The 21,551-nt window shown below is 75.4% G+C and carries 19 protein-coding genes; 6 read left to right on the forward strand and 13 right to left on the reverse strand.

Annotation, left to right across the window (positions count from 1 at the left end):
* Positions 1–143 precede the first annotated feature (143 nt).
* The 9 genes from ACFVUH_RS13105 to ACFVUH_RS13145 all read right to left on the reverse strand — a co-directional run bounded on the left by ACFVUH_RS13105 (position 144) and on the right by ACFVUH_RS13145 (position 9,597).
* The gene (locus ACFVUH_RS13105; protein ID WP_387913023.1) at positions 144–1,535 is read right to left on the reverse strand and encodes an aldehyde dehydrogenase family protein; all 1,392 of its coding nucleotides are present in this window, start codon (positions 1,533–1,535) and stop codon (positions 144–146) included.
* A gap of 46 nt (positions 1,536–1,581) precedes the next feature.
* Positions 1,582–3,318, reverse strand: a complete 1,737-nt coding sequence (locus ACFVUH_RS13110) for an asparagine synthetase B family protein (RefSeq protein WP_387913025.1) — start codon at positions 3,316–3,318, stop codon at positions 1,582–1,584.
* A gap of 86 nt (positions 3,319–3,404) precedes the next feature.
* Entirely contained in the window at positions 3,405–3,983 is a 579-nt protein-coding gene (locus ACFVUH_RS13115) for a hypothetical protein (RefSeq protein ID WP_387913027.1), read from the reverse strand.
* Between the two features lie 49 nt (positions 3,984–4,032).
* Positions 4,033–4,905 (reverse strand): hypothetical protein, encoded by an 873-nt coding sequence (locus tag ACFVUH_RS13120; RefSeq protein WP_387913028.1) that lies wholly within the window; start codon positions 4,903–4,905, stop codon positions 4,033–4,035.
* Between the two features lie 28 nt (positions 4,906–4,933).
* Positions 4,934–6,106: a hypothetical protein gene (locus ACFVUH_RS13125; protein ID WP_387913030.1), complete on the reverse strand. Its 1,173-nt coding sequence runs from the start codon at positions 6,104–6,106 to the stop codon at positions 4,934–4,936.
* Positions 6,103–7,251, reverse strand: a complete 1,149-nt coding sequence (locus tag ACFVUH_RS13130) for a hypothetical protein (protein ID WP_387913031.1) — start codon at positions 7,249–7,251, stop codon at positions 6,103–6,105. Before ACFVUH_RS13130 ends, ACFVUH_RS13125 begins: the two co-directional genes overlap by 4 nt.
* Positions 7,248–7,919 (reverse strand): cupin domain-containing protein, encoded by a 672-nt coding sequence (locus ACFVUH_RS13135; protein WP_387913032.1) that lies wholly within the window; start codon positions 7,917–7,919, stop codon positions 7,248–7,250. The genes ACFVUH_RS13130 and ACFVUH_RS13135 overlap by 4 nt, the downstream gene beginning before the upstream one ends.
* Positions 7,920–8,065: 146 nt before the next feature.
* Positions 8,066–9,145 carry a polyprenyl synthetase family protein gene (locus tag ACFVUH_RS13140; protein ID WP_387913033.1) on the reverse strand — a complete coding sequence of 360 codons (1,080 nt, stop codon included), beginning with the start codon at positions 9,143–9,145 and terminating at the stop codon, positions 8,066–8,068.
* Complete coding sequence (locus ACFVUH_RS13145; protein ID WP_387913034.1) at positions 9,142–9,597, reverse strand: hypothetical protein; 456 nt, start codon at positions 9,595–9,597, stop codon at positions 9,142–9,144. Before ACFVUH_RS13145 ends, ACFVUH_RS13140 begins: the two co-directional genes overlap by 4 nt.
* A gap of 357 nt (positions 9,598–9,954) precedes the next feature.
* Between ACFVUH_RS13145 and ACFVUH_RS13150 the strand changes: the two genes are divergently transcribed.
* Positions 9,955–10,332 (forward strand): hypothetical protein, encoded by a 378-nt coding sequence (locus tag ACFVUH_RS13150; protein WP_387913036.1) that lies wholly within the window; start codon positions 9,955–9,957, stop codon positions 10,330–10,332.
* A 79-nt stretch (positions 10,333–10,411) separates the two neighbouring features.
* Here ACFVUH_RS13150 and ACFVUH_RS13155 read toward each other — a convergent pair whose 3' ends face one another.
* Positions 10,412–12,064 carry a cytochrome bc complex cytochrome b subunit gene (locus tag ACFVUH_RS13155; protein WP_387913038.1) on the reverse strand — a complete coding sequence of 551 codons (1,653 nt, stop codon included), beginning with the start codon at positions 12,062–12,064 and terminating at the stop codon, positions 10,412–10,414.
* A 374-nt stretch (positions 12,065–12,438) separates the two neighbouring features.
* Here ACFVUH_RS13155 and ACFVUH_RS13160 point away from each other — a divergent pair, with 374 nt between their 5' ends.
* A complete protein-coding gene (locus ACFVUH_RS13160) occupies positions 12,439–12,783 on the forward strand; it encodes a hypothetical protein (protein ID WP_355361378.1) in 345 nt (114 codons plus the stop codon).
* Between the two features lie 91 nt (positions 12,784–12,874).
* Positions 12,875–13,222, forward strand: coding sequence for an ArsR/SmtB family transcription factor (locus ACFVUH_RS13165; RefSeq protein WP_387913040.1), 348 nt, complete (start codon positions 12,875–12,877; stop codon positions 13,220–13,222).
* A 49-nt stretch (positions 13,223–13,271) separates the two neighbouring features.
* Here the strand turns inward: ACFVUH_RS13165 and ACFVUH_RS13170 are convergent, their stop codons facing one another.
* Positions 13,272–17,216 carry an amino acid adenylation domain-containing protein gene (locus tag ACFVUH_RS13170; RefSeq protein WP_387913041.1) on the reverse strand — a complete coding sequence of 1,315 codons (3,945 nt, stop codon included), beginning with the start codon at positions 17,214–17,216 and terminating at the stop codon, positions 13,272–13,274.
* Between the two features lie 486 nt (positions 17,217–17,702).
* Between ACFVUH_RS13170 and ACFVUH_RS13175 the strand changes: the two genes are divergently transcribed.
* Positions 17,703–17,936: a hypothetical protein gene (locus ACFVUH_RS13175; protein ID WP_355361372.1), complete on the forward strand. Its 234-nt coding sequence runs from the start codon at positions 17,703–17,705 to the stop codon at positions 17,934–17,936.
* Positions 17,937–17,983: 47 nt separating this feature from the next.
* Here the strand turns inward: ACFVUH_RS13175 and ACFVUH_RS13180 are convergent, their stop codons facing one another.
* Complete coding sequence (locus ACFVUH_RS13180) at positions 17,984–19,288, reverse strand: MFS transporter (protein WP_387913042.1); 1,305 nt, start codon at positions 19,286–19,288, stop codon at positions 17,984–17,986.
* Between the two features lie 148 nt (positions 19,289–19,436).
* Between ACFVUH_RS13180 and ACFVUH_RS13185 the strand changes: the two genes are divergently transcribed.
* Both ACFVUH_RS13185 and ACFVUH_RS13190 read left to right on the forward strand, forming a co-directional pair.
* Positions 19,437–20,105: a TetR/AcrR family transcriptional regulator C-terminal domain-containing protein gene (locus ACFVUH_RS13185; protein ID WP_387913043.1), complete on the forward strand. Its 669-nt coding sequence runs from the start codon at positions 19,437–19,439 to the stop codon at positions 20,103–20,105.
* Between the two features lie 6 nt (positions 20,106–20,111).
* Positions 20,112–20,636 (forward strand): isochorismatase family protein, encoded by a 525-nt coding sequence (locus ACFVUH_RS13190; RefSeq protein ID WP_387913045.1) that lies wholly within the window; start codon positions 20,112–20,114, stop codon positions 20,634–20,636.
* Positions 20,637–20,742: 106 nt separating this feature from the next.
* Here ACFVUH_RS13190 and ACFVUH_RS13195 read toward each other — a convergent pair whose 3' ends face one another.
* Positions 20,743–21,522: a class I SAM-dependent methyltransferase gene (locus tag ACFVUH_RS13195; protein WP_387913047.1), complete on the reverse strand. Its 780-nt coding sequence runs from the start codon at positions 21,520–21,522 to the stop codon at positions 20,743–20,745.
* Positions 21,523–21,551: the final 29 nt, after the last annotated feature.

The raw sequence follows: 21,551 nt of genomic DNA on the forward strand, positions 1-21,551 counted from the left end.
TCACCCCCCCCCGGGGTGTGGGGTGTTGGGGGTTTGCGGCGGCGCCCTCCCCCCCCGCGCCCGGGGGGGGCCCCCGGGGGGGGGGGGGCCGGCGGGCCCCCCCCCCCCCCCCGGGCCTCGGAGCCGGTTCTCGGAGCCGGTCCTCAGAGCCGGGCAGTCACCGTCTTGGGGCGCTGGTACTCGTGCAGGGCCAGCACAGAGAGGTCGGTGCCCTGGCCGGAGGCGCCGCGGCCGCCGTGCGGGAGTTCGGCGGTCTGGACGAGGTGGCAGTTGATCCAGGTCTCGCCGGCGTCCAGCCGGGCGGTGAGGTCCAGAGCGGCGGACAGGTCGGCGGTCCAGACGCTCGCGCCGAGCGCCTGCGGCACGGCGTTGGCGAGGGCGAGCGCGGCGTCGACGGTGGGGGCGTGCTGGACGGTGAGCAGCGGGCCGAACACCTCCTCGACCACCGCCGGGTCGTCGTCCGGGAGGTCGGCGAGCAGCCGGGCCGGGCGCCAGAGGCCGTCGCTCCGGCCGGGCGCGGGCAGCGAGCGCCCGGCGCCCGAGGCGGCGAGGATCCGGTCGTGGCGGGCGGCCTGGTCGGGGTTGTTGAGCGGGCCGAAGTCCCGGCCGGCCTCGCGCTCGCCGAGCGCGGCGGCGAGGGCCTCGACGGTCCGCTCGTATTTCGAGGTGAGGGTGATCACCCGGGCGGGCGCGGCGCAGCTCTGCCCGGCGTTGTAGGTGCACGCCGCCGCGAGCGCGGACCAGGTGTGCGCGGGGGCGTCCGGCAGCACCAGCACCGGGCTGTTGCCGCCGAGTTCCAGGCTGACCCGGCGGTGCCCGGCCCGGGCGGCGATGTCGGCGCCCGCGGTCGCGCTGCCGGTGAAGGCGATCAGGTCCACCTCGGCCGCGACCAGCAGCCGGCCGGTGTCGCGGTCCCCGGGCAGGGCGGTGAGCACGTCCTCGCCGAGCGCCTCGGCGGCGTGGGCGGCGAGCAGCGTCGCGGAGTCGGGGGTGGTCTCGGCGGGCTTGACCACGACGGCGTTCCCGGCGGCGAGCGCCGGGGCGCCGCGCCAGGCGGCCATCAGCAGCGGATAGTTCCACGGCACGACGGCGGCGACCACGCCGACCGGCTCCCAGCGCACCCAGCTCTCGTGGCCGGGCAGGTAGCGGCCGGCGGCCGGCGCGGTGCCGGTGCGCGCGGCGCCCGCGTAGAACCGGAACAGGTCGGCGACCTCGCGTATCTCGGCGGTGGCCTCCGCCTCGGGCTTCCCGGTGCCGGCCTGCTCCAGCACGGTGTACTCGGTGAGGTGGCGCTCGATCAGGTCGGCGAGCGCGTCCAGGCGGCGCTCGCGCTCGCGCGGGGTGAGCGCGCGCCAGCGCGCGGCAGCGGCCCGGGCGCGGGTGACGGTCGTGGCGACCTGCCCGGCGCGCGCGGGGACGAGCGTGCCCCGGGTGTGGCCGGTGCGAGGGTCGGTCAGGTGGAGCTCGGGTGCGGCGGCGGAATCGGTGGCGGAATCGGTGGCGAGGTCGGTGGCGGAAGCGGTGGACGGTGCCATGGCGGGGCCTCCCGGGCCGGGGCAGCAGGGGACGTGGGCGAGCGGGTCACAGATCGTAGGAGCGCAGCCAGAGTTCCAGGGTGAGCACCAGCCAGAGCTTGCCGCCCTGACGGGGCAGCAGGGTGCCCTCGCGGCGCATCCAGGTGCGTACGGTGTCCGGGCGGACCAGCCCGCGTTCGCGGGCGGTGCGGCCGAGCAGCAGCTCGCCGGAGAGTTCGCGCAGCGGGCCGTGCAGCCACTGCTGGACCGGGACCCGCATGCCGCTCTTGGGCCGGTCGACGACGGCCGCGGGCAGCAGGTCCCGCACGGCCTCCTTGAGCACCCACTTCTCCACCGTGCCGCGCAGTTTGAGGGTCGGCGGGGTGGCGAAGGCGTGGTCGACGACCTGCCGGTCGAACAGCGGTGAGCGGCCCTGCACCCCGCGCGAGGCGGTGAGCCGCTCGACCTTGGTGAGGATGTGGTGGGCGCCCTTGGTGCGCAGGTTGCAGTGCAGCAGCTGGTTGAGCAGTGCCCGCATCGGCCCGGGGGCCAGGTAGGGGGCGACGAAGCGGTGCGGCCGCGGTTCGCCGGCCAGGGCGTGCAGGGCGTCGGCGGTGAGCAGCCGGGGCAGGTCCTCGTAGCACTTGCGGTAGGACCGCAGGTAGGCCTCGGCCCGTGCCTCGGGGGACGGGTCGTCCCGGTGCATCTCGTGGACCAGCATCGGCAGGTTCTTCGGCCCGCCGTACACCGGGTCGCCGCCCTCGCCGTTGAGCGAGACGGTGATCCCGTCGGCGGCGACGGCCTCGGCGAGCATCAGGTTGGGGACGGTCAGCGGGTCGCCGACCGGGCTGTCGAGCAGGGCGACGGTGTCGGCGAGCCGGGCGGCGACCTCCTCGCCGGAGACGGTGAGGATCCGGTGCCGGGTGCCGCAGTGGTCGGCGACCAGTCCGGAGTACCCCAGCTCGTTGGGCAGCCGGTCGCCGAAGCTGATCGAGTAGGTGTGCACCGGGTGGTCGTGCAGCCGGGCGGCGAGCGCGGTGACCAGCGAGCTGTCGACGCCGCCGGACAGCAGCACCCCGACCGGCCCGTCGTCCGGCAGCCGCCGGGCGGTGGCCTGTTCGAGCAGCCCGCGCAGCTCCCGGGCGTACGCCTCGGCCGGCGGCGCCTCGCCCTCGGGCAGGCGCTCGGCGGGCTCCCAGAACGGCTCCTGACGGGCGGAACCGTCGGCGGCCAGACGCAGCGCGCGGCCGGGCAGCGCCTCGTGGACGCCGCGCAGCAGGGTCTCCTCGCCGGGCAGGTAGGCGAAGGTGAGGAAGGAGCGGACGGCGGCCAGGTTGAGGCCGGTGCCGAGCGCGGGCCAGTGGCGCAGGGCGCGCAGCGAGGTGGAGGCGGCCCAGCAGTCGTCGGCGCGGGCGTAGAACAGGGTGCGGGTGCCGGCGTGGTCGCGGATCAGGACGAGGTCGGTGCCGTCGACGACGGCGAGCGCGAACATGCCGTCGGCCCGCCGCAGGCCGTCCGCGCCGAGCCGCCGCCACAGCCGCAGCAGCAGCTCGCCGTCGGGGCAGCCGGCGGGCGCGGGGGAGCCGGCCGCGGCGAGGGCGGCGAGCAGCTCGGGGCGGTTGTGCAGGGTGACCTCGCCGACGGCGGTGGTGCCGTCGACGGTGAACGGGCCGGTGGCGAAGCCGGGTTCGGCGTGCAGCAGGGCGGCCTGCGCGCCGTCGGGGGCGGGGGAGCCGGTGAGGGCGGCGAGGTGGGTCCGGGCCCGGTCGGCGTCCGGACCGGCGCAGGCGCAGCAGCGGGGCATGGTGGTGCGGTGCCTTTCGATCGAGAGGCGGCCCGCCGGGGCGGGGCCGGGGTGGTGCAGGGGGCCGCGCGGGGCGGCGGGGCGGCTCAGCCGAAGTCGTCGCCGTCCCAGCCGTCGTCGGAGTCGTTCCAGTCGCCGAAGTCGTCGGCGGACCCGTCGTCGGCGGCCGGGTCCACGTGGTGGCCGTTGTCGCCGTCGTCGCCGGTGGAGACGTCGCCGCCCCCGCCCCCGTCACCGCCTCCGCCGCCGGCGGCCTGTCGCCGGGCCTCGGCGCGCAGTTCCTCCTCCTCCGCCTCCGACAGCTCGTCCGGCGGCAGCTGCGCGGCGGTGATCGCGGCGACCCCGGCCACGCCGAGCGCGCCGACCACCACGCCCAGCCGCCCGCCGAAGGAGCTGCGGTTCAGGGTGACCAGCCCGCCGCCCCACACGGTGCGCCCGTAGCCGATGTCACGGCCGTACTCGGTGGCGCCGTCCGCGTGCCGCCGCTTGACGAGGTCGCGGCCGAGGGGTTCGTCGGTGCCGGAGCGGCCGAGGCTGTCGTGCCAGTGGATCTGCCGGTCGGTGCCGCGCCGGCGCCACTCGCTGCGGCCGTCCTCGTACCGGCGGTGCACTTGGCCGTCCGCCAGCAGTTCGTCGCGGTAGCCGAGGTGGCGTGCGTTGCTCATGGGTGCGGGGTCCTCACGGATCGGGACGGGACGGGGAGGGGGTGCGGGTTCAGCCGGTCGGCCAGCTGAGGAAGCCGCTGCCGCGCGCGGTGCGCACGCGCCGGCGCAGCGGGGTGCGGCGCGGTCCGGCCGTGCCGTCGCCGCGGACCTGGCGGATCACCGTGTGCAGCAGCCGGGCCGGGGCGACGGCGGCCAGTTCGATGGTCCGCCCGCTGCCGAGCCAGGCCCGCTCCTCGGGGCGCAGCCCGGCGGGCAGCGGCCCCCGGTAGCCGTGCGGGCCGCGTCCGGAGGTGAGGTGCAGGGTGGCGGCGTGCCGGGGCACCAGGCCCATCGAGCGCACCCGGACGCCCTGCGGCGCGCTCGCCGTCCCGCCCTCCCGGTTCGCGGCCCGGACCTCCTCGAAGCAGGCCAGCCCCGACGGACTGGCGTCGTGCAGCACGTGCACGACGGCGCCCCCGGCCCGCTCCAGCGCGGCCACCAGCCGTGCGTCCAGCGGGAGGTCACCGGCCGCGACGATCGGGCAGGCGGCCTCCAGGTGCAGGTCGTTGGCGAGCAGCATCGCGGTGATCTCCCGGCTCTGGCAGACCAGCAGCCGGGGCAGCCCGTAGTCGTAGAGGTCGGGCTCGGCCGCGTCGGCCGCCCCCGGACGGGCCGCCCCCGGACCGGCCGGACGCGGTGCGGGCGGCGCCGGCAGCAGGCCGGGCAGCTCCTCGCGGCGCGCGGCCAGCGCGGCGGCGAACCGGGCGTACCGCACGGGCGGCGCCAGCGTGTACGGGATCCGGCGCGGTCCGGCGTGCAGCGGCTGGAGCACCCGGCACAGCTCGTAGTAGAGCTGGCGCTCGGTGTACCGCAGCCCGCCGGGCGCCCCGGCCCGGGCGGCGGCGACGGTCAGCGCGCCGTCCAGCAGCGGACGCAGCGTCATGGGTTCCTGCCTCTCGTCGTCCCCGCCGTCACGCGGGGCCCTTGCGGAGATCGGTGCCGCCGGGGCGGCCGCCGTCCTCGGTCGTGCCGTCCGGCCCGGGCTCGGGCCAGGTCATGAAGCCCACGGCGAGCGCCCGCCGACGGGTCTCGACCGGGGTCTCCGGCCGCCCCGCCGCCGGGGAGCGCACCGGTCCGCTCCGGGGGACGGCCGGGTCCCGGGGCGCCGGGGGCGCGGTGATCCGCTCGGCGGCCCGCTCGGCGAGCGCCAGCAGCCGCTTGGGCGGCAGCGACGCCAACGGGGTCCACCAGCCCTCGGCGAACCAGTCGCGCTGGCTGCCGGTCAGCTCGGGCAGCTCCCGTTCCAGCCGGGCCGGCAGCTCCGCCGAGCGGTGGATGTCGCGCAGCAGCGTGTACCTGTGCTCGTCGGTCAGCACGGTGCGCACCGAGAGCCCGGCGTCCAGCACCCGCAGTCCGGGCCGTCCGGCCCGGGCCTCGGCGACCCGCAGGTGGCCGTAGGGCGAGGCGTCGTGCAGGACCACCAGCGGCAGGCCCGCCGGGACGGCGCGCGGATCGGTGACGACCAGCGCGCGGTGGCGCTCGTGGTAGCGGTTGGCGTGCAGGAACGCGCCGACCGTCCGGTCCGGGCAGAGCACGACGAACGCCGGGTCGGCGGGCAGCGGTCCGGGCTGCACCAGCCCGTCCTCCACCAGCCCGGCCGGCAGGGCGCCGTAGACGGCCCGCCAGCGGTCCAGCACGGTGCGGCGGAACTGCTCCTCGGTCCAGCGCGAGTTCACCGAGGTGTCCGGCACGGGGGAGTCGGCCAGCACCCAGGTGCGGATGCCGAAGCCGATCATGACGAGCGCGGCCAGCAGGATCCACCGGCCGAAACCGGTCCCGCTCAGGACGAGGGACACCACCAGGCCGATCACCGCGAAGGTGAACAGCGCCGCCGCGTCGCTCCGGCTGCCGCGGAACTTCACCGGGGGCCGCCCGCGGTGCTGCAGGGCGTAGTTGAGCTGTCCACTGGTGACGGTCAGCCGGCCCTCGTCCGTCAGCTTCGCGATCACCTTGCGGATCCGCAGGTCGTGCAGGCCGACCCCGTCGCTCTTCGGGTCGAGCGCGAACTCCTTGCGGCAGTACGAGCAGCGGTGCCGGGGGCGCTGACGCTGGAGCAGGTCCTTCGAGCAGTGCGGGCAGATCATTGCGGCACCTCCGGTACCGGCCAGCTGAGGAATCCGACATCGCGGCGCAGCGCCCGGTCGGCGGCCCGCTCGGCCGTCGCCAGGACGCGCCTGGGCGGTAGGGCGGCGAGCGGGCTCCACAGGCCCCGGGCGAACCAGGCGCGCTCCGCCCCGGTGAGTGCGGGAAGGCGCCGCAGTTGCCGCCTCAGCGGCTCGCGCAGCTGATGCTCGTACAGCTGGACGGCCCGCGCGCCCGCCGCGAGGACGGTGCGTGCCGACAGCCCGGCGTCCACCACCGGGCTGTCCGGCCGCGCGGCGCGGGCCTCACCGGCCAGCAGGCAGCCCGCCGGCGAGGCGTCGTGCAGGACGATCACCGGCAGGCCCTTCGGCAGTTCGGCCGGCGTGGCGACAAGCACCGCCCGGTACCGCGCGGGGAATCCGTTGGCGTGCAGGAACGCGGTGACCGTCCGATCCGGGCAGAGCACGCCGAGCGCCGCCGGGCCGTCCAGCTCGGCCGGCCGCACGGCGGACTCCTCGACCACGCCCTCCGGGAGCGCGCCGTGGACCGCGATCCAGCGCTCGACGACCGAGCTGCGGAACATGTCCGCGTTCCAGGCGGAGTCGTTGCTGAGCGGTGAGGTCCACTGGGCCTGCTCCTGCTTGAGGCGTTTGCTCCGTTCCTGCCAGGCCCGTTCGGCCTGCTCGTGGGCGGATCTCAGCCCGTGCCGCCGGGACCACCGGACCAGCTCGGTCACCGCCCCGTGGAGCACCATGAGGCCGATGGCGGCGAGGGGGAGCGTGAAGACGATCAGGCCGATCGACAGGGTGAGCAGGTAGCAGACACCGGTCATCGCCGCCGCAGCCACGACGAAGTTGACGGCGATGACGACCGGATGGTCGAACCTCGGCGGATTCGGTCGCGCGGGCGGGTTCTCGCGGGGCACCGGCCCGGGCGGCCGCCGCTCGTGGAAGGCCCAGCGCAGCTGCTCCACCGTCAGGACGACCCGGCCGCCGTCGCCCAGCCGCTCCACCGTGCGCCGCACCCGCAGGTCGTGCAGGCCCCGGGTGAATTTCGGCTCCAGCGCGAACGGCTTCCGGCAGCGTCCGCAGACCCGCCCGGCGCGTTCACGGCCGCGTAACCGGGCCTCGCAGTGCGGACAGATCATCGGCCCGATTCCTCCAGCGCCGCCGCCAGCCTGCGCAGCCCCGCGGCCAGCCGCTCCCGCCGGCCGACCGGCCCGATCCGCTGACCGCGCTCCACCGCCCGCAGCGCCTCGGCGAGTTCGGCCTCCGCGCGGCGCTCGGCCTCGGCCGCGGTGATCGCGTAGTCCTCGTGGTCGATGCCGTACCCGGTGTTGGCGGCCAGGATGTTGAGCGGTTCGCGGCCCCGGTTGGCGAAGGAGTGCGGCATCAGCTCGGGTATCCGGATCAGCAGCCCCGGCGTCAGCGGGACGTCCACCACCCGGCGCCGCTCGGCGTCGTAGAGGCCGCAGGCGGCGTGGCCGAGGCTGAGCACCAGGTGCTCGCCGCCGTGCGCGTGGGGGGTGAAGGCGCTGCGCGGCGCGACGATGCCGAGCTTGTAGGTGGCGTTCGACGGCCGCTCCGGCGAGGTCTTGGCGTCGCCGACCAGGTAGTGGGCGAACTGGCCCTCGTCGATGAACCGGAGCAGTTCCTCACCGGCCGGACCGTGCGCCGACCGCGGTCCCAACTCCCGGGCGCCGTCCCGGTCCGCGAGCAGCACGCGGCCGTCGGGGCGCAGCCGGTACAGCTCGGCGCCGGCCGGCAACCGCCCGGCGAGCCGTTCGAGTTCCCGCAGACCTGACCGTAAGGACATCGGCCACCCCACCCCCAGCTCGACCTGTGCGACGTCACCCCCGGTGACGCGGAGCGCCGCGCGGCCGGTTCCCTGTCTCCGGGACCGGTGTCGCGGATCCTACGCAACGGGGGTGACATCGTCCGGGGCGGGGAGTGGACGGAGGGTCAACGGCCGCGGGCCACCACGAAGTCCGGCAGCGCGGCGAGGAACGCCAGCGCCTGCGCCGCCTCCTCGTCGGGCGGCTCCGGCGCCCCCGCCAGCACCGCCCCGACCTCCCGTCCGGCGGCCGCCACCAGCCCGGCCGCCGCCTCCCGGGCGCTCGCCACGCAGTCGTACGCCGCCATCCGGTCGAGCAGCCAGGCCACCTCCGCCGCCGCCCCGGGGCCGCGCTGCGCCCGCGTGAGGCTCAGGTGGCGCACCACCCGGGCCCGTTCGGCGGGGGTGGCGCGCTCCAGGAGGTGGATCAGCATCAGGGTGCGCTTGCCCTCCCACAGGTCCCCGGCGATCTCCTTGCCGTACTCCTCGGCCGCCCCGGTCAGGTTGAGCACGTCGTCCTGGATCTGGAAGGCGGCGCCCAGGTACCAGCCGAACCGGTCCAGCCGGGTCGCGTCGGCGCCCGCGCCCTCGGCGACCAGCAGGCCGGAGCGGCACGGGTAGAGGAAGGTGTACCAGGAGGTCTTCTTCAGGCACATCCGGTAGTAGTCGGTGGCGGTCAACTCGCAGGCGTTGTCCCGGATCCAGCCGATCTCCAGCGCCTGGCCCTCGAGCGACTGGCGGCACATCAGCTCGGTCTCCTCGAACAGCCGCCAGGCCAGCTCGCCGCCGAGCCCGCTCCGGTTGGCCATCACCCGGCGCAGTCCGAGCAGGTTGATCGCGTTGCCGACGTTCAGCGCGACCTCGACCCCGTACCGGGCGGGCAGGGTGGGCGCGCCCCGGCGCAGCTCGCTGCCGTCCTGGATGTCGTCGTGGACGAGGAAGGCGTTGTGGAACAGCTCCACGGTGACGGCCGGGTTGAGGGCCCGTTCGGAGCGCCCGCCGAAGGCCGCGCAGGTGGCCAGGCAGAGTGCCCCGCGCAGGCCCTTGCAGGGGCGGGTCGGGTAGTCGGCGGCCAGGTCGTAGAGGTACGGCGGGCTCTGCTCGGGGATGTGGCGCAGGAGTTCGGCGACGGTCCGCTCGCGGTAGCGGGCCAGGACGTGTTCGACCAGCGGCGCGCCGAGGGCGGGGGGCGCGGCCGGGGCGCTCACCCCCGCGGCCGCTCGTCCGGCCGCTCGCCGGGCGCCGCGCCGGGTGTCGGGCCGGCGCCGTCGCCCGGCCGTGCGGTGCGCTGCGGTCCGAAGGCGTCCTGCAGCCCGCGGTTGGCGAGGCCGGGGACGAGCGAGCCGAGGCCGAGCAGCAGGTCGAGGACGTCATGGGCGTTGGCCGTGAGCCGCTGGGTGTGCTCGGAGACCTCGCCGGTGGTGTTGGCGAGCACCCGCTCGCTGACCGCGTCAATGAGCTGGTGGGTGTTCTCCGAGACCCGGCGCACCAGCCGGTCGAACTCCTCCTGGTCGACGCGGTGCTCGCCGGTCAGCCGCTCCGTCGCCGCCCTGGCGTCGGCGAGTCCGGCGGCCAGCTCGCGCTCCAGGACGGCCGCCGCCTCCATCACCGCGCGCGAGCCCTGCTCGCCCAACTCGCTGAACCGACCGGCGTCGGGCATGGCTGACCTCCTGGTTCGCGTCCCGGACGGGGCCGGGGACGGCGGGCCGCTCCGGCGCCGGGCAGGGGCGCCGCCTCGATCGCCGATGGTACACGGGTGTGTGCGGAGCGTGTCCACGGTGGCGCGGGGGAGCCATCGGCCGGGTGTGCCTGCCGCGGTGCGCCGGAGCGGCCCCGGCGCGCGCGGTCGGGTGCGCGCCGCCTGCCGGCCGGGCGGCTCCCGGGGGCGGTGCGCGGCGGTCCGGCGAGTCGGCGGCCGGATGGTGGACGGTCACTGGTAGTGATGGCGTGCTTGCGGAGCGATCCGCCGGGGGTGGAGGTCGGGACAGCCGGGGACGGCACGGCAGAGGGAGCGGTCATGGGTGGCAGGCAGCGTCCGCCGAAGGCGCGGAACGTCCGCTCGGTGGCGGACACCGGGGCGGAGATCGCGAGGTTGGAGGGCTACCTCGCCTGGGAGGCGGAGGTCGCGGCGGCCGAGCGGGACGCCCGGGCCTTCGCCGACCGCTTCCCGTGGCTCCCCGAGGACGACCGCGAGGCGGTGGAGCGCGCCTACGCCGACGACCGGCTGCGGTACGCCGAGGAGGTCGTCGACCGGGCCGTCGGCCGTTGCCGCGAGCTGGCCGCCCGCTACCGCGCCGAGTGCCGCCGGGTCTGCGCCCGCTGGGCGGCGGTCTGCCTGGCGGTGGCGTTCGCCGCGGCGCTGCTCGCCGTCCTCCCGGCCGCGCTGCGCGCCTGACGGCCCGCCACCGGCCGCGTACGGGCCCGCCGCACACCCCTCGGGTGCGCGGCGGGCCCGTACGCGCGGTGCGCGGGTCTCAGTGGTGGCCGTGGCCGCTGCTGATCTTCTCGTGCTCCTCGGCGGTCGGCTTGGTGATCTGGGCGCCCTCGCCGTAGAAGCCGCGGGAGAGCTTGGCCCGGGCGCGCTTCCAGATGGACACCTTTCGGGGCACCCCGTTCTCGTCCACCGCGGGCGGCAGGACGACCGGCTGCGGCTGGTCGTGCGAGGTGAGCGTGTAGAGCCGGTCCTGCGGCAGCGGCGCGTGGATCTCGACGAACTCGCCGTGCTGCAGCCGCTGGATGACGCCGGTCTCGCGCCCGTGCAGCACCTTCTCCCGGTCCCGCCGCTGCAGGCCCAGGCACCAGCGCTTGGTGATCACGAAGACGATCACCGGCCCGACGAAGAAGCCGATCCGGGCCGCGTTGGTGATGGCGTTGATGGACAGGTGGAAGTGGGTGGCGAGCAGGTCGTTGCCGCCGGCGGCGAGCAGGATCAGGTAGAGGGCGATCCAGGCGGCACCGAAGGCGGTGCGCACCGGCGCGTTGCGCGGCCGGTCGGCGATGTGGTGCTCGCGCTTGTCCCCGGTGATCCAGGCCTCCAGGAACGGGTAGGACCAGATCGCCACCAGGATCAGCGGGAAGATCATCAGCGGCAGGAACACGCCCATCACGAGCGTGTGGCCCCAGAGGCCGATCTCCCAGCCCGGCATGATGCGGATCAGGCCCTCGGAGAAGCCCATGTACCAGTCGGGCTGGGCGTCGGTGGACACCTGGTCGGGCCGGTAGGGGCCGTACAGCCAGATCGGGTTGACGGTGGCGATCGCGGCCATCGCCGCGACCACGCCGAACACCAGGAAGAAGAAGCCGCCCGCCTTGGCCATGTAGACCGGCATCAGCGGCATGCCGACCACGTTCTCGTTGGTCCGGCCGGGCCCGGCGAACTGGGTGTGCTTGTGGTAGAAGACCAGGATCAGGTGGGCCACCAGCAGGCCCAGCATGATGCCCGGGATCAGCAGGACGTGCACGGTGAAGAGCCGCGGAATGATGATGGAGCCCGGGAACTGGCCTCCGAACATGAACATCTCGATGTAGCTTCCGACGATCGGCACGGCGAGGACCGCGCCCTCCATGAACCGGATGCCGGTGCCGGAGAGCAGGTCGTCGGGCAGCGAGTAGCCCATGAAGCCGTCGAACATGCCGAGGATCAGCAGGCCCGCGCCGAACAGCCAGTTGATCTCGCGGGGCTTGCGGAACGCGCCGGTGAAGAAGACCCGGAACATGTGCGTGAACATGGCGGCCACGAAGACGATCGCGGACCAGTGGTGGATCTGGCGGATCAGCAGGCCGCCGCGGATCTCGAAGCTGATGCCCAGCGTCGAGGCGTAGGCCTCCGACATCCGGATGCCCTTGAGCGGCACGTAGCTGCCGTCGTAGACGACCTCGCCCATGGACGGGACGAAGAAGAGGGTCAGCCAGACGCCGGTCAGGATGATGATGATGAAGGTGTAGAGGCAGATCTCGCCCAGCATGAAGGACCAGTGGTCCGGGAAGATCTTGCGCAGGTTGGACTTGGACAGGGCGTAGATGCCGAGCCGTCCGTCGGTCCAGTCGGCGAGGGCCTCGACCTTGTTGGCGGGCTCCGCGCGGGTGCTGGTGGCCGGCTCCGGGCCCGGCTTGCGGTCGGCTCTCACGACGGGCTCCCCGGCGTCCGCCGCGGCACGTCCTGGACGCCCGGCCGCGAAACGGCCGGCCGATGGAGTGATGTGATCATCGGACCTCTCGATACGGGGGTGCCGGGCAGGCCGGCGCGCGGATCCGGCGACCCGCCGCCCCGTTGCTCAAAGTGATGGAGCGCTTACTCTGTCATGCTGTCGGGAGCACGCCGACTGTGCACGTCCATCGGCCCGTCCGGCCGCTCGTGTCGGCCCGTCCGGGGGGTGCGGCGCACCGTTCCGGCCCCCGCCGCAGCCCCGATGCTGCGCTCGGGTGCTGTTGGCGGCACGGTGAAGCGTTTCGGCGCGCGCCGCACCCGGGGAGGGTGCGGGGCCGGGCCTACGCTGCGCCAATGGTGGAACACGCGGAACTCTTCGAGGACGTGACGGCCGACCTGGCCAGGGCCGGCTTCGACACCGGGAGCGGGCCCTCGGGCCTGCGGATCGACCGGGAGTCGCAGGGGGTGGTGATCGGCTGGCCGTCCGTGGACGGCGCGGCCGGCGACCCGCCGCCCGCCCGGGGCATCCGGGCGGCGGTCACCGGTGCCGTCGCCGCGGTGCTGCGCGAGTCCGGCTACCGGGTGGCGGAGGCGGGCCCCGACGGACTGGTCGTCACCGGCGGCCCCGCCCGGGCCGTGGTCGCGGCGGAGGGGGCCGAGCGCGAGCCGGCCGCCGTTCCCGAGCAGTGGTGGGGCTGACCCCGGGGCGGCCGGCCGTCGGATTGCCGCTGCTCCCGGCCACGTGCAACCATGAGGTTGCAACCGCTGGCGACGGCCGAGGAGCAGCCCCATGAACGACACCGCGACGGTGGACCGCGGCCCCGGCGACGCGGCGGTCGACGGCGTGCTCGGCGCCCTCGCGGACCCGACCCGCCGCCGGCTGCTCGATCTGCTCGCCGCCCAGGGCGAGGCCACCGCGACCACCCTCGCCGGGCGCCTGCCGGTCTCCCGGCAGGCCGTGGTCAAGCACCTCGCGGTGCTGGACGCCGCCGGCCTGGTCGCCGGGCACCGGGCCGGGCGCGAGGTGCGCTACACCGTCCGCCCGGCCGCCCTGGACTCCGCGGCGCGCTGGCTGGCCGGCCTCGCGGCCGACTGGAACCGGCGGCCGGCCCGGGGCCCGGTCACCGACAGCCGGTGACCGGGCCCCGGGAGGCGTCGACGGCGCGGGTGGTGACGGCCGGTCGGGTTCAGCCGTGCGTCGCGGCGGCGAGCGCGGCGGCCAGCTCCGCCACCCCGGGCTCCCGCAGCACGCCGTAGTGGTCGCCGGCCAGCCGCAGCGTGCGCGGCGCGGCCACCGGTCGGCCGGCGAGGCCCTGGCCGCCGCCCCCGTTGCGGCCGATGCCGTCGGCGCCCTCGATGCCCTCGATGCCCTCGATGAACGAGTAGTCGTCACCGGTGGCCTTGAAGACGGTCACCGGGGCCGACAGCCGCCGCTCGGCCAGCTCCCGGAAGCTGTACTCGAACTCGTACGTCTCGCCGACGATCCGGGCGATCCGGCGGATCAGCTCCTCGTCGAGGTCGGGCAGCAGCCCGTGGACGAAGCCGGCGAAGCCGTCCTCGTTGCGCACCTCGGCCAGGCACCGCGCCAGCTCCGGCCCGCCGATCGACCCCGCGAACACCGAGTACAGGATCGTCAGGTACGCCGGGTTGCGGTAGGAGGACTCGCGCCCGTACCGCTCCCCGTCGGCCCGCCGCAGCTCCGGGTTGCCCGGGCAGATCAGCATGACGTCGGCCACCCGCTCCCCGGCCCGCTCCAGCTGCCAGGCCGTCTCGAAGGCCACCCGGGCGCCGAACGAGTACCCCCACAGGGTGTACGGGCCGTGCGGCCGGATCCGCCGGATCTCCGCCAGGTCGGCGGCGGCCGTCTCCCGGATCGTCGGGTACGGCGTCTCCCCGGGGTTGATCCCGTACGACTGCACCCCGAAGAACGGCCGGCCCGAGCGTCCGGCGAGCGGGCGCAGGTTCATCGGGTAGCCGCCCAGCCCCGGCCAGCAGAACACCGGCTCCCCGGCGCCGTCGCGGGCCAGCGGCACCAGCCGGGACACCGGCCCGCCGCCGCCCGCCCCGCCGGCGGCCCGGGCCGCGTCGATCCGCGCCGCCAGGTCCGTCAGCTTCGGGCACTCGAACAGCACCTGCAGCGGCAGCCGGGTGCCGAACTCCCGGTTCACCCGGTTGACCAGCGCCACCGCGATCAGTGAGTTGCCGCCCGCCGCGAAGAACTCGTCCGCCGTCGAGACGGCCTCGTACTTCAGCGCGGCCGCCCACACCCCGGCCAGCCGGCGCTCCGTCGGCGTCGACGGCGCCGTGAAGGGCGCGCCCGTGCCGGCGTCGCGGACCTGCTCGGCGGCGGCCAGCGCCTTGGCGTCCACCTTGCCGTTGGCGGTCAGCGGCAGCCGGTCCAGCACCAGCACCCGGTTGGGGATCATGTAGTCCGGCAGCACGGCCGCCAGCTCGTCCCTGATCAGCTCCGCCGGGCCCTTCATGTGCACGGCGTCCTCGCGCATGCCCTCGCTGCGGATCTGCTCCTCGCTCACCCGGCCGCCGAGGAAGAAGTACGACGGCCCGGCCGGGATCCCGCAGCCGGTCAGGACCGTCTCGATCCGCCGGGCGGACGGCAGCGGGTGGCCGCTGCGCGAGCTGTAGCCCGAGGACATGAAGCCGAAGCCGAGACCGTTGCGCTGCAGGTGGTGCAGCCGGGCGCCGAGGCCGATGTACTCCAGCCACGGCTCGGCGGCCCGGCTCACCGCGGTGATGCCGAAACCCGCCCGCCGGTACACCTGCTGGTTGATCGCGATGACGTGCCGGGACTCCACGATCTCGTCCGAGACCCGGACCAGCTCGCCGCCCTCGTACCGGTACAGGCCCGCCGGCAGGCCCTCGACCCCGCCCGGATGGGTCTGGACGAACAGCTCGGTGTCGTCCCGGCGCGGTCGCCCGTCGTCCGTGGCGACGGTGAAGCTGCCCAGGTAGAAGTCCTCCTCGGCGACGTCCAGCCGTCGCCGGACGGCCGGCTCGTGGCCCAGCGGACGCACCGCCAGCCCGTACTCCGGCAGCACCTCCTCCAGCACGCCCAGCATGTGGCCGGTCTCGAACTCCAGCACCTCCCGGATGTTGTTGCGGTACACCGGCTCGATCGCGCCACGCCGGCCCAGGAAGTGCACCGCCAGCGGCGGCCCCGCGGGGTCGGCCTCGCCGACCCGGACCAGGGTGTGCTCCACCGGGTGGTGGTAGTACACGCCCGCCGGCGCGCCGTGCGAGCCGTCCGTCTCCAGGTACAGCTGGGTGGCGTACAGCGCGCCGGGGGAGGCGTAGGCGTACTTCGGCAGCAGTCGCTCCTCGCTGTGGAACTGCCCGAACCACCGCAGCACCGGGCCGAGTTCGGCGAGCGTGACGGGAGCCTCCCGGGGTGCGGCGGGCACCGCGGGCGGGGCCGGGTGCGGGGCGGCCAGCAGCGCCAGCAGGTCGTCCGCGGTCACCGGGCCGCCCTCGAAGAAGCGGTAGGTCTTGCGGGCGAAGGTCTCCCGCCGCTGCCGCCTGGTCTCCCGGCGCCCCGGCAGCTCCACCACCGGCCGCCCGGCCAGCTCGGCCGGGGTGCGCACGCCCGGATTGGACAGCTGCGCCCGCACCTGGAGCCGGCTCGCCTTGGACTGGTGGTGGCCGCCGTGGTTGCCCTGGTCCATCAGGGCGGCCTCCTTGGGATTCAGCTCCACGCAGGCCACCAGGTTCCGGTGCCCGGTCCGCGCGTCGTCCGTGACCACGGCCGCCGCCCGCCGCACCCAGGTGTGCTCCTCGATCGCGAGCGCGATCTCGTCCAGCTCCACCCGGTAGCCGCGCAGCTTGACCTGGTTGTCCACCCGGCCGGCGCACCGCAGCGTGCCGTCCGTGTTCCAGTGGGCCAGGTCGCCGGTGCGGTACAGCCGCTCGCCCGGCAGGTGGGGCGAGGCGACGAACCGCTCGGCCGTCAGATCCGGCCGGTTGAGGTAGCCCCGGGCCAGCTGGACGCCGCCGATGTACAGCTCGCCGGTGGCCCCGGCCTCCACCGGCGCCAGCTCCCCGTCCAGTACGAAGCAGCGGGTGCGGTCGACCGGCACGCCGATCGGCACCGAGCCGCCCGGGTCGCCCGGCGCTTCGGGGTCGACCCGGTGGGCGGTCGCGTTGATGGTGCACTCGGTCGGGCCGTAGAGGTTGACCAGCGCCGCATCCGGCAGCGCGGCCGTCAGCGCCCGCGCCAGGCGCACCGACAGCGGCTCGCCGCCCGAGTACAGCCCGCGCAGACCGGTGCAGTCCGCCAGCCGCTCGGTGTCCAGCAGCGCCTGCAGCAGGGTGGGCACGCACTGGAGGGTGGTCACCCCGTGCGCGAGGACGGTGTCGATCAGCGCCTCCGGGTCCCGGTAGACGCCCGGCGCGCCCATCACCACGCGCGCCCCGGCGGCGGGCGCCAGGATCTCCCACTGCGCCGCGTCGAAGCTCATCGGTGTCTTCTGCAGCACGGTGGTGTCCGGGCCGAGGTGCCCGGCGTCGGCCAGCCAGCGCAGCTGCGACACGATGCTGCGGTGCTCGATCATCACGCCCTTGGGGCGGCCGGTGCTGCCGGAGGTGTAGATGACGTAGGCGAGGGACTCCGGCTCCGGGGCGGCGGGACCCTGGCTCTGGTGCGGGATCGGGGGCGCACCGGGGTGCTCCGCGTCCTCGGCGGCGTCGGCCGGGGTGACGATCCGGGTACCCGGCGGGACCAGTTCGGCCAGCCGGACCCGCAGGTGCTCCTGGGCGACGATCACCTTGGTCCCGCTGGACTCGATCATCCGGCGCACCCGCTCCTGCGGGTACTCGGGCGAGAGCGGCAGATACGCGGCACCCGCGTGGAGGATGCCCCAGGCCCCGGTCATCAGCTCCAGGGACGGTTCGGTGTACAGGCCGACGCAGTCGTCGGCGGCCACCCCCAGCCGGTGCAGCCGGGCGGCGAGGGCGTCGGCGGCCGTGCGCAGTTCGCCGAAGGTGAGCCGGCCGGCCTCGCCGGTCACGGCGGTGGCGTCGGGCCGGGTGGCGGCCTGGGCGCGGAGCAGGTCGGGCAGGCAGAGGGAGCGGCGGACGGCGTCGAGGAGGACGGCGGACGGGACGGACTCTGCGGTCATGAGGGGGTTCCCTGAGGTCGGGGGCCGGTACGGCCGCCCGGTGCGCCGACCGGGCGTGACTCCCAAGGTCGGCCGCCCGATGTCCCGTCCGCCTGGGGCGACGGCCGCCTTCCGGTCCGGGTTTCCGCCCGGGGCCGGGAGGCGGTCGGGTCCCGGGTGTCCCGGGCACGTCCCGGTCGGCCGCGCTCGCCGTCCCGTCCCGGCCCGGGTCCCGGATGGGTGGCCACCGCCGTCGGGTGGGGGAGGGCGGCGGTCACGGCGGTGTGTCCCGGGGCCGGGCCGCGGGCCCGTTTCCGACTTGCCGGGGTGCCGCGGGGGTGCCGCCCCGGCAGGTCGGGCGGAGCTGGGTCTCCGGGGAGGTGACGTTGGTCCCTGCCGCCCGCCCCGTTGGGTTCCGCACCCTGGAATGCGGGTCCGCCGGTTCACGAAGACCGGCGGACCCACCAGCAGACCCGGTAGCCGAACGAGTGAGGACCCACGCCGCCCATGCCCGTCGAGACGATCGTGCACCGTCTGGTCGATGCCTTCTTCACCCACTGCCGGGAGTGCGGCGAGCCCCGCGACGTCGAGTGCCACCACGCGCACTGGCGGCTCTACCTGGACCTCGACCTGGAGACCCTGCGCCGGATCCGCGCCTGGGCGCTCGACCCGGCCAGCCGGGCCGGCACCGAGACCGAGCGCACCGTGCTGCTGCACTGGCTGGAGACCCAGGAGGTCTGACCGCCGCCTTCGGTGCCTCCCTCGGCGCCGCGAACGGCGTCGGGGGATCAGGACGGATCCGGTGCCGTTGCCCGTTCCGCGCGCACCTCGGCGACGTGCGGGTCGGTGCGGTCGTCGTACCGCCACAGCGCCGGCAGCGCGGCGGCCAGCACCCCGCCGCTCACCAGGCAGGCCAGGCCGCCGGTGCGCAGCGCGGCCCGGATGCCGTAGCGGGCGGCCAGGCCGCCGGCCCGGAGGTCGCCGAGGGCCGGCCCGGCGGCGCCGACCAGCAGCTCCAGCCCGGCCGCGCGCCCGCGCAGCCCGTCCGGGACGGACCGGTTCCAGATTGCGCTTCGGAAGGTGTCGCCCACCCAGTGCGCGGCTCCCGCGACGGCCAGGCAGAGCAGCACCGCCCACACGCCGGAGCCGAGCGCGGCCGTCGCCGTCGCCGCGCCGACCGCCGCGCAGGACAGCAGGACGAACCGCCCGTGCCGGTGCACCCGCCCGGTCCAGCCGCTGGTCGCGGCGGCCAGCAGCCCGCCCGCCGCCGAGGCCGAGTAGAGCAGGCCGAGCGCCCAGCGCGCGTCCAGCTCGTCGGCGAGGAAGGGGAAGAGCGCGGTCGGCAGGGCGAAGGCGGTGGCCGCGAGGTCGGCCAGGCAGGCGCCGACCAGGTCCGGCCGTCGGGCCACGTAGCGGGCGCCCTCGGTGAGCTCGCGCAGCGCCGGGGCCTGCTCCTCCCGGGCCGGGCGCAGCGGGCGGAGTCGGGCGAGCAGCGCGATCGAGAGGAGGAAGGTGGCCAGGTCGACGAGGTAGGCGGTGCGCACCCCGGCGGTCGCGATCACCACCCCCGCGGCGGCGGGCGCGGCCAGCCCGACCACGGTCCACCGCAGTGAGAGCAGCGCTCCGGCCGCGAGCAGCTGGTCGTGCGGCACCAGCCGGGGGACCATCGCCTCCAGCGAGGGCTGCTGGATCCCCTGGAGCGCGGCGGCGCAGCCCGCCGCCGCATAGAGCGGCCAGGTCATCGGCTCGCCGGTCAGCGCGTTGAGCAGCAGCAGCGCGCAGAGCACGGCGAGCGCGATCTCCGTGGCCAGGGCCACCGTCCGGCGGTCGAGCCGGTCGGCGAGCACCCCGCCGTACAGGCCGAGCAGGACCGTCGGCACCAGCTCCACCGCGCCGACGGCGCCCACCGCGAGTGGCGAGCCGGTGGCGTCGGCGATCTGCAGCGGGATCGCGGTGAGGGTGAACACCGAGCCCAGCATGGTGACGGCGCCGGACGTCCAGACCAGGCGGAAGTCCGGGGAGGACCGCCAGGGCGCGGTGTTCGGCAGCAGCCGGGACCACGGGCGGCCCGGGCCCGTACCGGTGGTCGTCATGAGTGTGTGGGTCCCTTCCGGGGAGGCGCGGAGACGCGGTGACGGTTCCTTATCGCTGATAAAGTCCGAGCCGGAACTTAGCAGCGATAAAGTGAGGTGCCAAGGCAATAACCGGGGGCCGGCCCCGGCGGCGGAAGGGCGGTGCACGATGGCGCTGACACGGGACACGGTGGTGCGCACCGCCCTGCGGCTGCTCGACGAGGTCGGCATCGACGGACTCACCACCCGCCGCCTGGCCCGCGAGCTCGGCGTGCAGTCCCCGGCCCTGTACTGGCACGTCAAGAGCAAGCGGGAACTGCTCGACCTGATGGCGGAGGCCATGCTGGCCGAGGCCCTGCCGCCGGACCGCGAACCCGACCCCGCGCACTGGCCGGACTGGCTCGCCGCCGACGCCCGGGCCAAGCGCGCCGCCCTGCTCGCCCACCGCGACGGCGCCCGGGTGCACGCCGGCACCCTGCCCACGGCCGACGAACTGCCCGCCGTCGAAGCGCAGTTGAGCGCGCTCTGCGAGGCCGGTCTGCGTCCGCGCACCGCGCTGCGGCTGCTGCTGACCATCGACCGCTACATCATGGGCTGGGTCACCGAGGAGCAGGCGTGGCGGCAGGACGCCGAACAGCGGGACGGCGCGCCCTTCCCGGACGAGGTGCTGCGCGGGCTTCCGCTGCTGCGCGAGGCCGCCGACGTCCTGCGCATGACGGACCACGACGCGGACTTCGAGTACGGGCTGCGGGTGCTGATCGAGGGCTTCCGGGCCGAGATCGCCCGCGAGGCCGCGGGTGCAGGGGAGGCCGGGTCCCGGACCGATTCGCTAAGTTGACCGTCCATGAGAACTCTCGACCCCGCCCGCACCGCCCTCGTCCTGGTCGACCTCATGGAGCGGATCGCCGCTCTGCCGCTCGCCCCTCGCCCCGGCAGTGAGGTGGTCGCCACGGCGCTCGACCTCGCGACGGCCTTCCGGGCCGCCGGCGCTCCGGTGATCGCGATCCGCGTCGAGCGCCCCGGCGTCGCCGAGCAGCCGCCCGGGAGCGACCTGCTGCCCGAGGTCGCCGCCCTCGCCGACGAGGTCGTCGTCAAGCGCACCATCGGCGGCTTCCACCGCACCGGCCTGCACGAGCTGCTCCAGGCGCGCGGCGTCGACACCCTGGTGTTCGGCGGCATCGCCACCAACCTCGGCGTCGAGTCCACCGCCCGGTCGGCCGCCGACCACGGCTACGCGGCGGTGTTCGTCGAGCCGGCCATGACGGCCCTGACCGAGGAGGAGCACCGGGCGTCCGTCGCCCTCTCGCTGCCCCGTTTCGGCGAGGTGGTCGACCGGAGCGGTCTCAGCCTCGGTCGCGACCTCGGCTGAACTCCGGTCTGCGGCCGGCTCCCTGGGCCCGGCTCCCTGGGCCCGGCTCCCTGGGCCCGGCTCCCTGGGCCCGGCTCACGGCGCGAGCGGGGCTGCGACGCGGGTATCAGGCAGGAACGGATCGGATCACAACCAACGAGCCTTCGTAAAAAGGCTGTTGCCGCAGGGCGCCGAACCGGGCGTCCCATGCTCCGCTGTCCAGGTCGTCCCGCAGATCCGCGGCGAATCGTTCGCGCGACTGCTCGTCGACGAAGCTCCACGCCGAGCACGCCTGTCGAGCACGAGGGTCGAGCAGCATCTCGGGGCGCGCGTAGTAGGCCTCGTTGAAGCCGTCGGTGCAGTCGACGGGTATCGGCACCCGGGTCACCGTCGTGTGTCCGCCGAGAGCCCCGGTCAGATCCGCGATCATCGGATAGCGGCGCGCCTCCGTGTCCAGGACCTCCGGCGCGTACTCGTACAGCCAGAAGTCCCGAACGAGATCGGGGTCGCAGGTGAGCACGACGACGGGGCCGCGCGCCACCCGGCGCATCTCGCGAAGCCCTGCCCGGAAGTCGCCCCACTGGTGCACGCTGAAGGTGGTCATCGCCGCGTCGAACACGCCGTCGTCGAACGGCAGGTTCTCGGCCACGGCATCGACGGCGGCCGACAGGTGTGCGGGGCGCTGGGCACGCATCGACGCCGACGGCTCGACCGCCGTCACCTCCAGCGTCGTCGACTCGTACGACCCCGCCCCGGCCCCGATGTTGACCACCGTGCGCGCCCCGCCCAAGGCGGCGGTGATCGCCTGCTCGATCCTGATGTCCGGCTGCCGGTAGGTGGCGTATCCGCCGCCTATCGTGCCGTAGTCCGCATCCCCCGCGCTGCCGTCCGCCCCTCGTACGCTCATGATCCGAACCTAGCCGCGCTGTCAACACC

The organism is Kitasatospora sp. NPDC058032 (genome assembly GCF_042885845.1).
Classification (GTDB): domain Bacteria; phylum Actinomycetota; class Actinomycetes; order Streptomycetales; family Streptomycetaceae; genus Kitasatospora.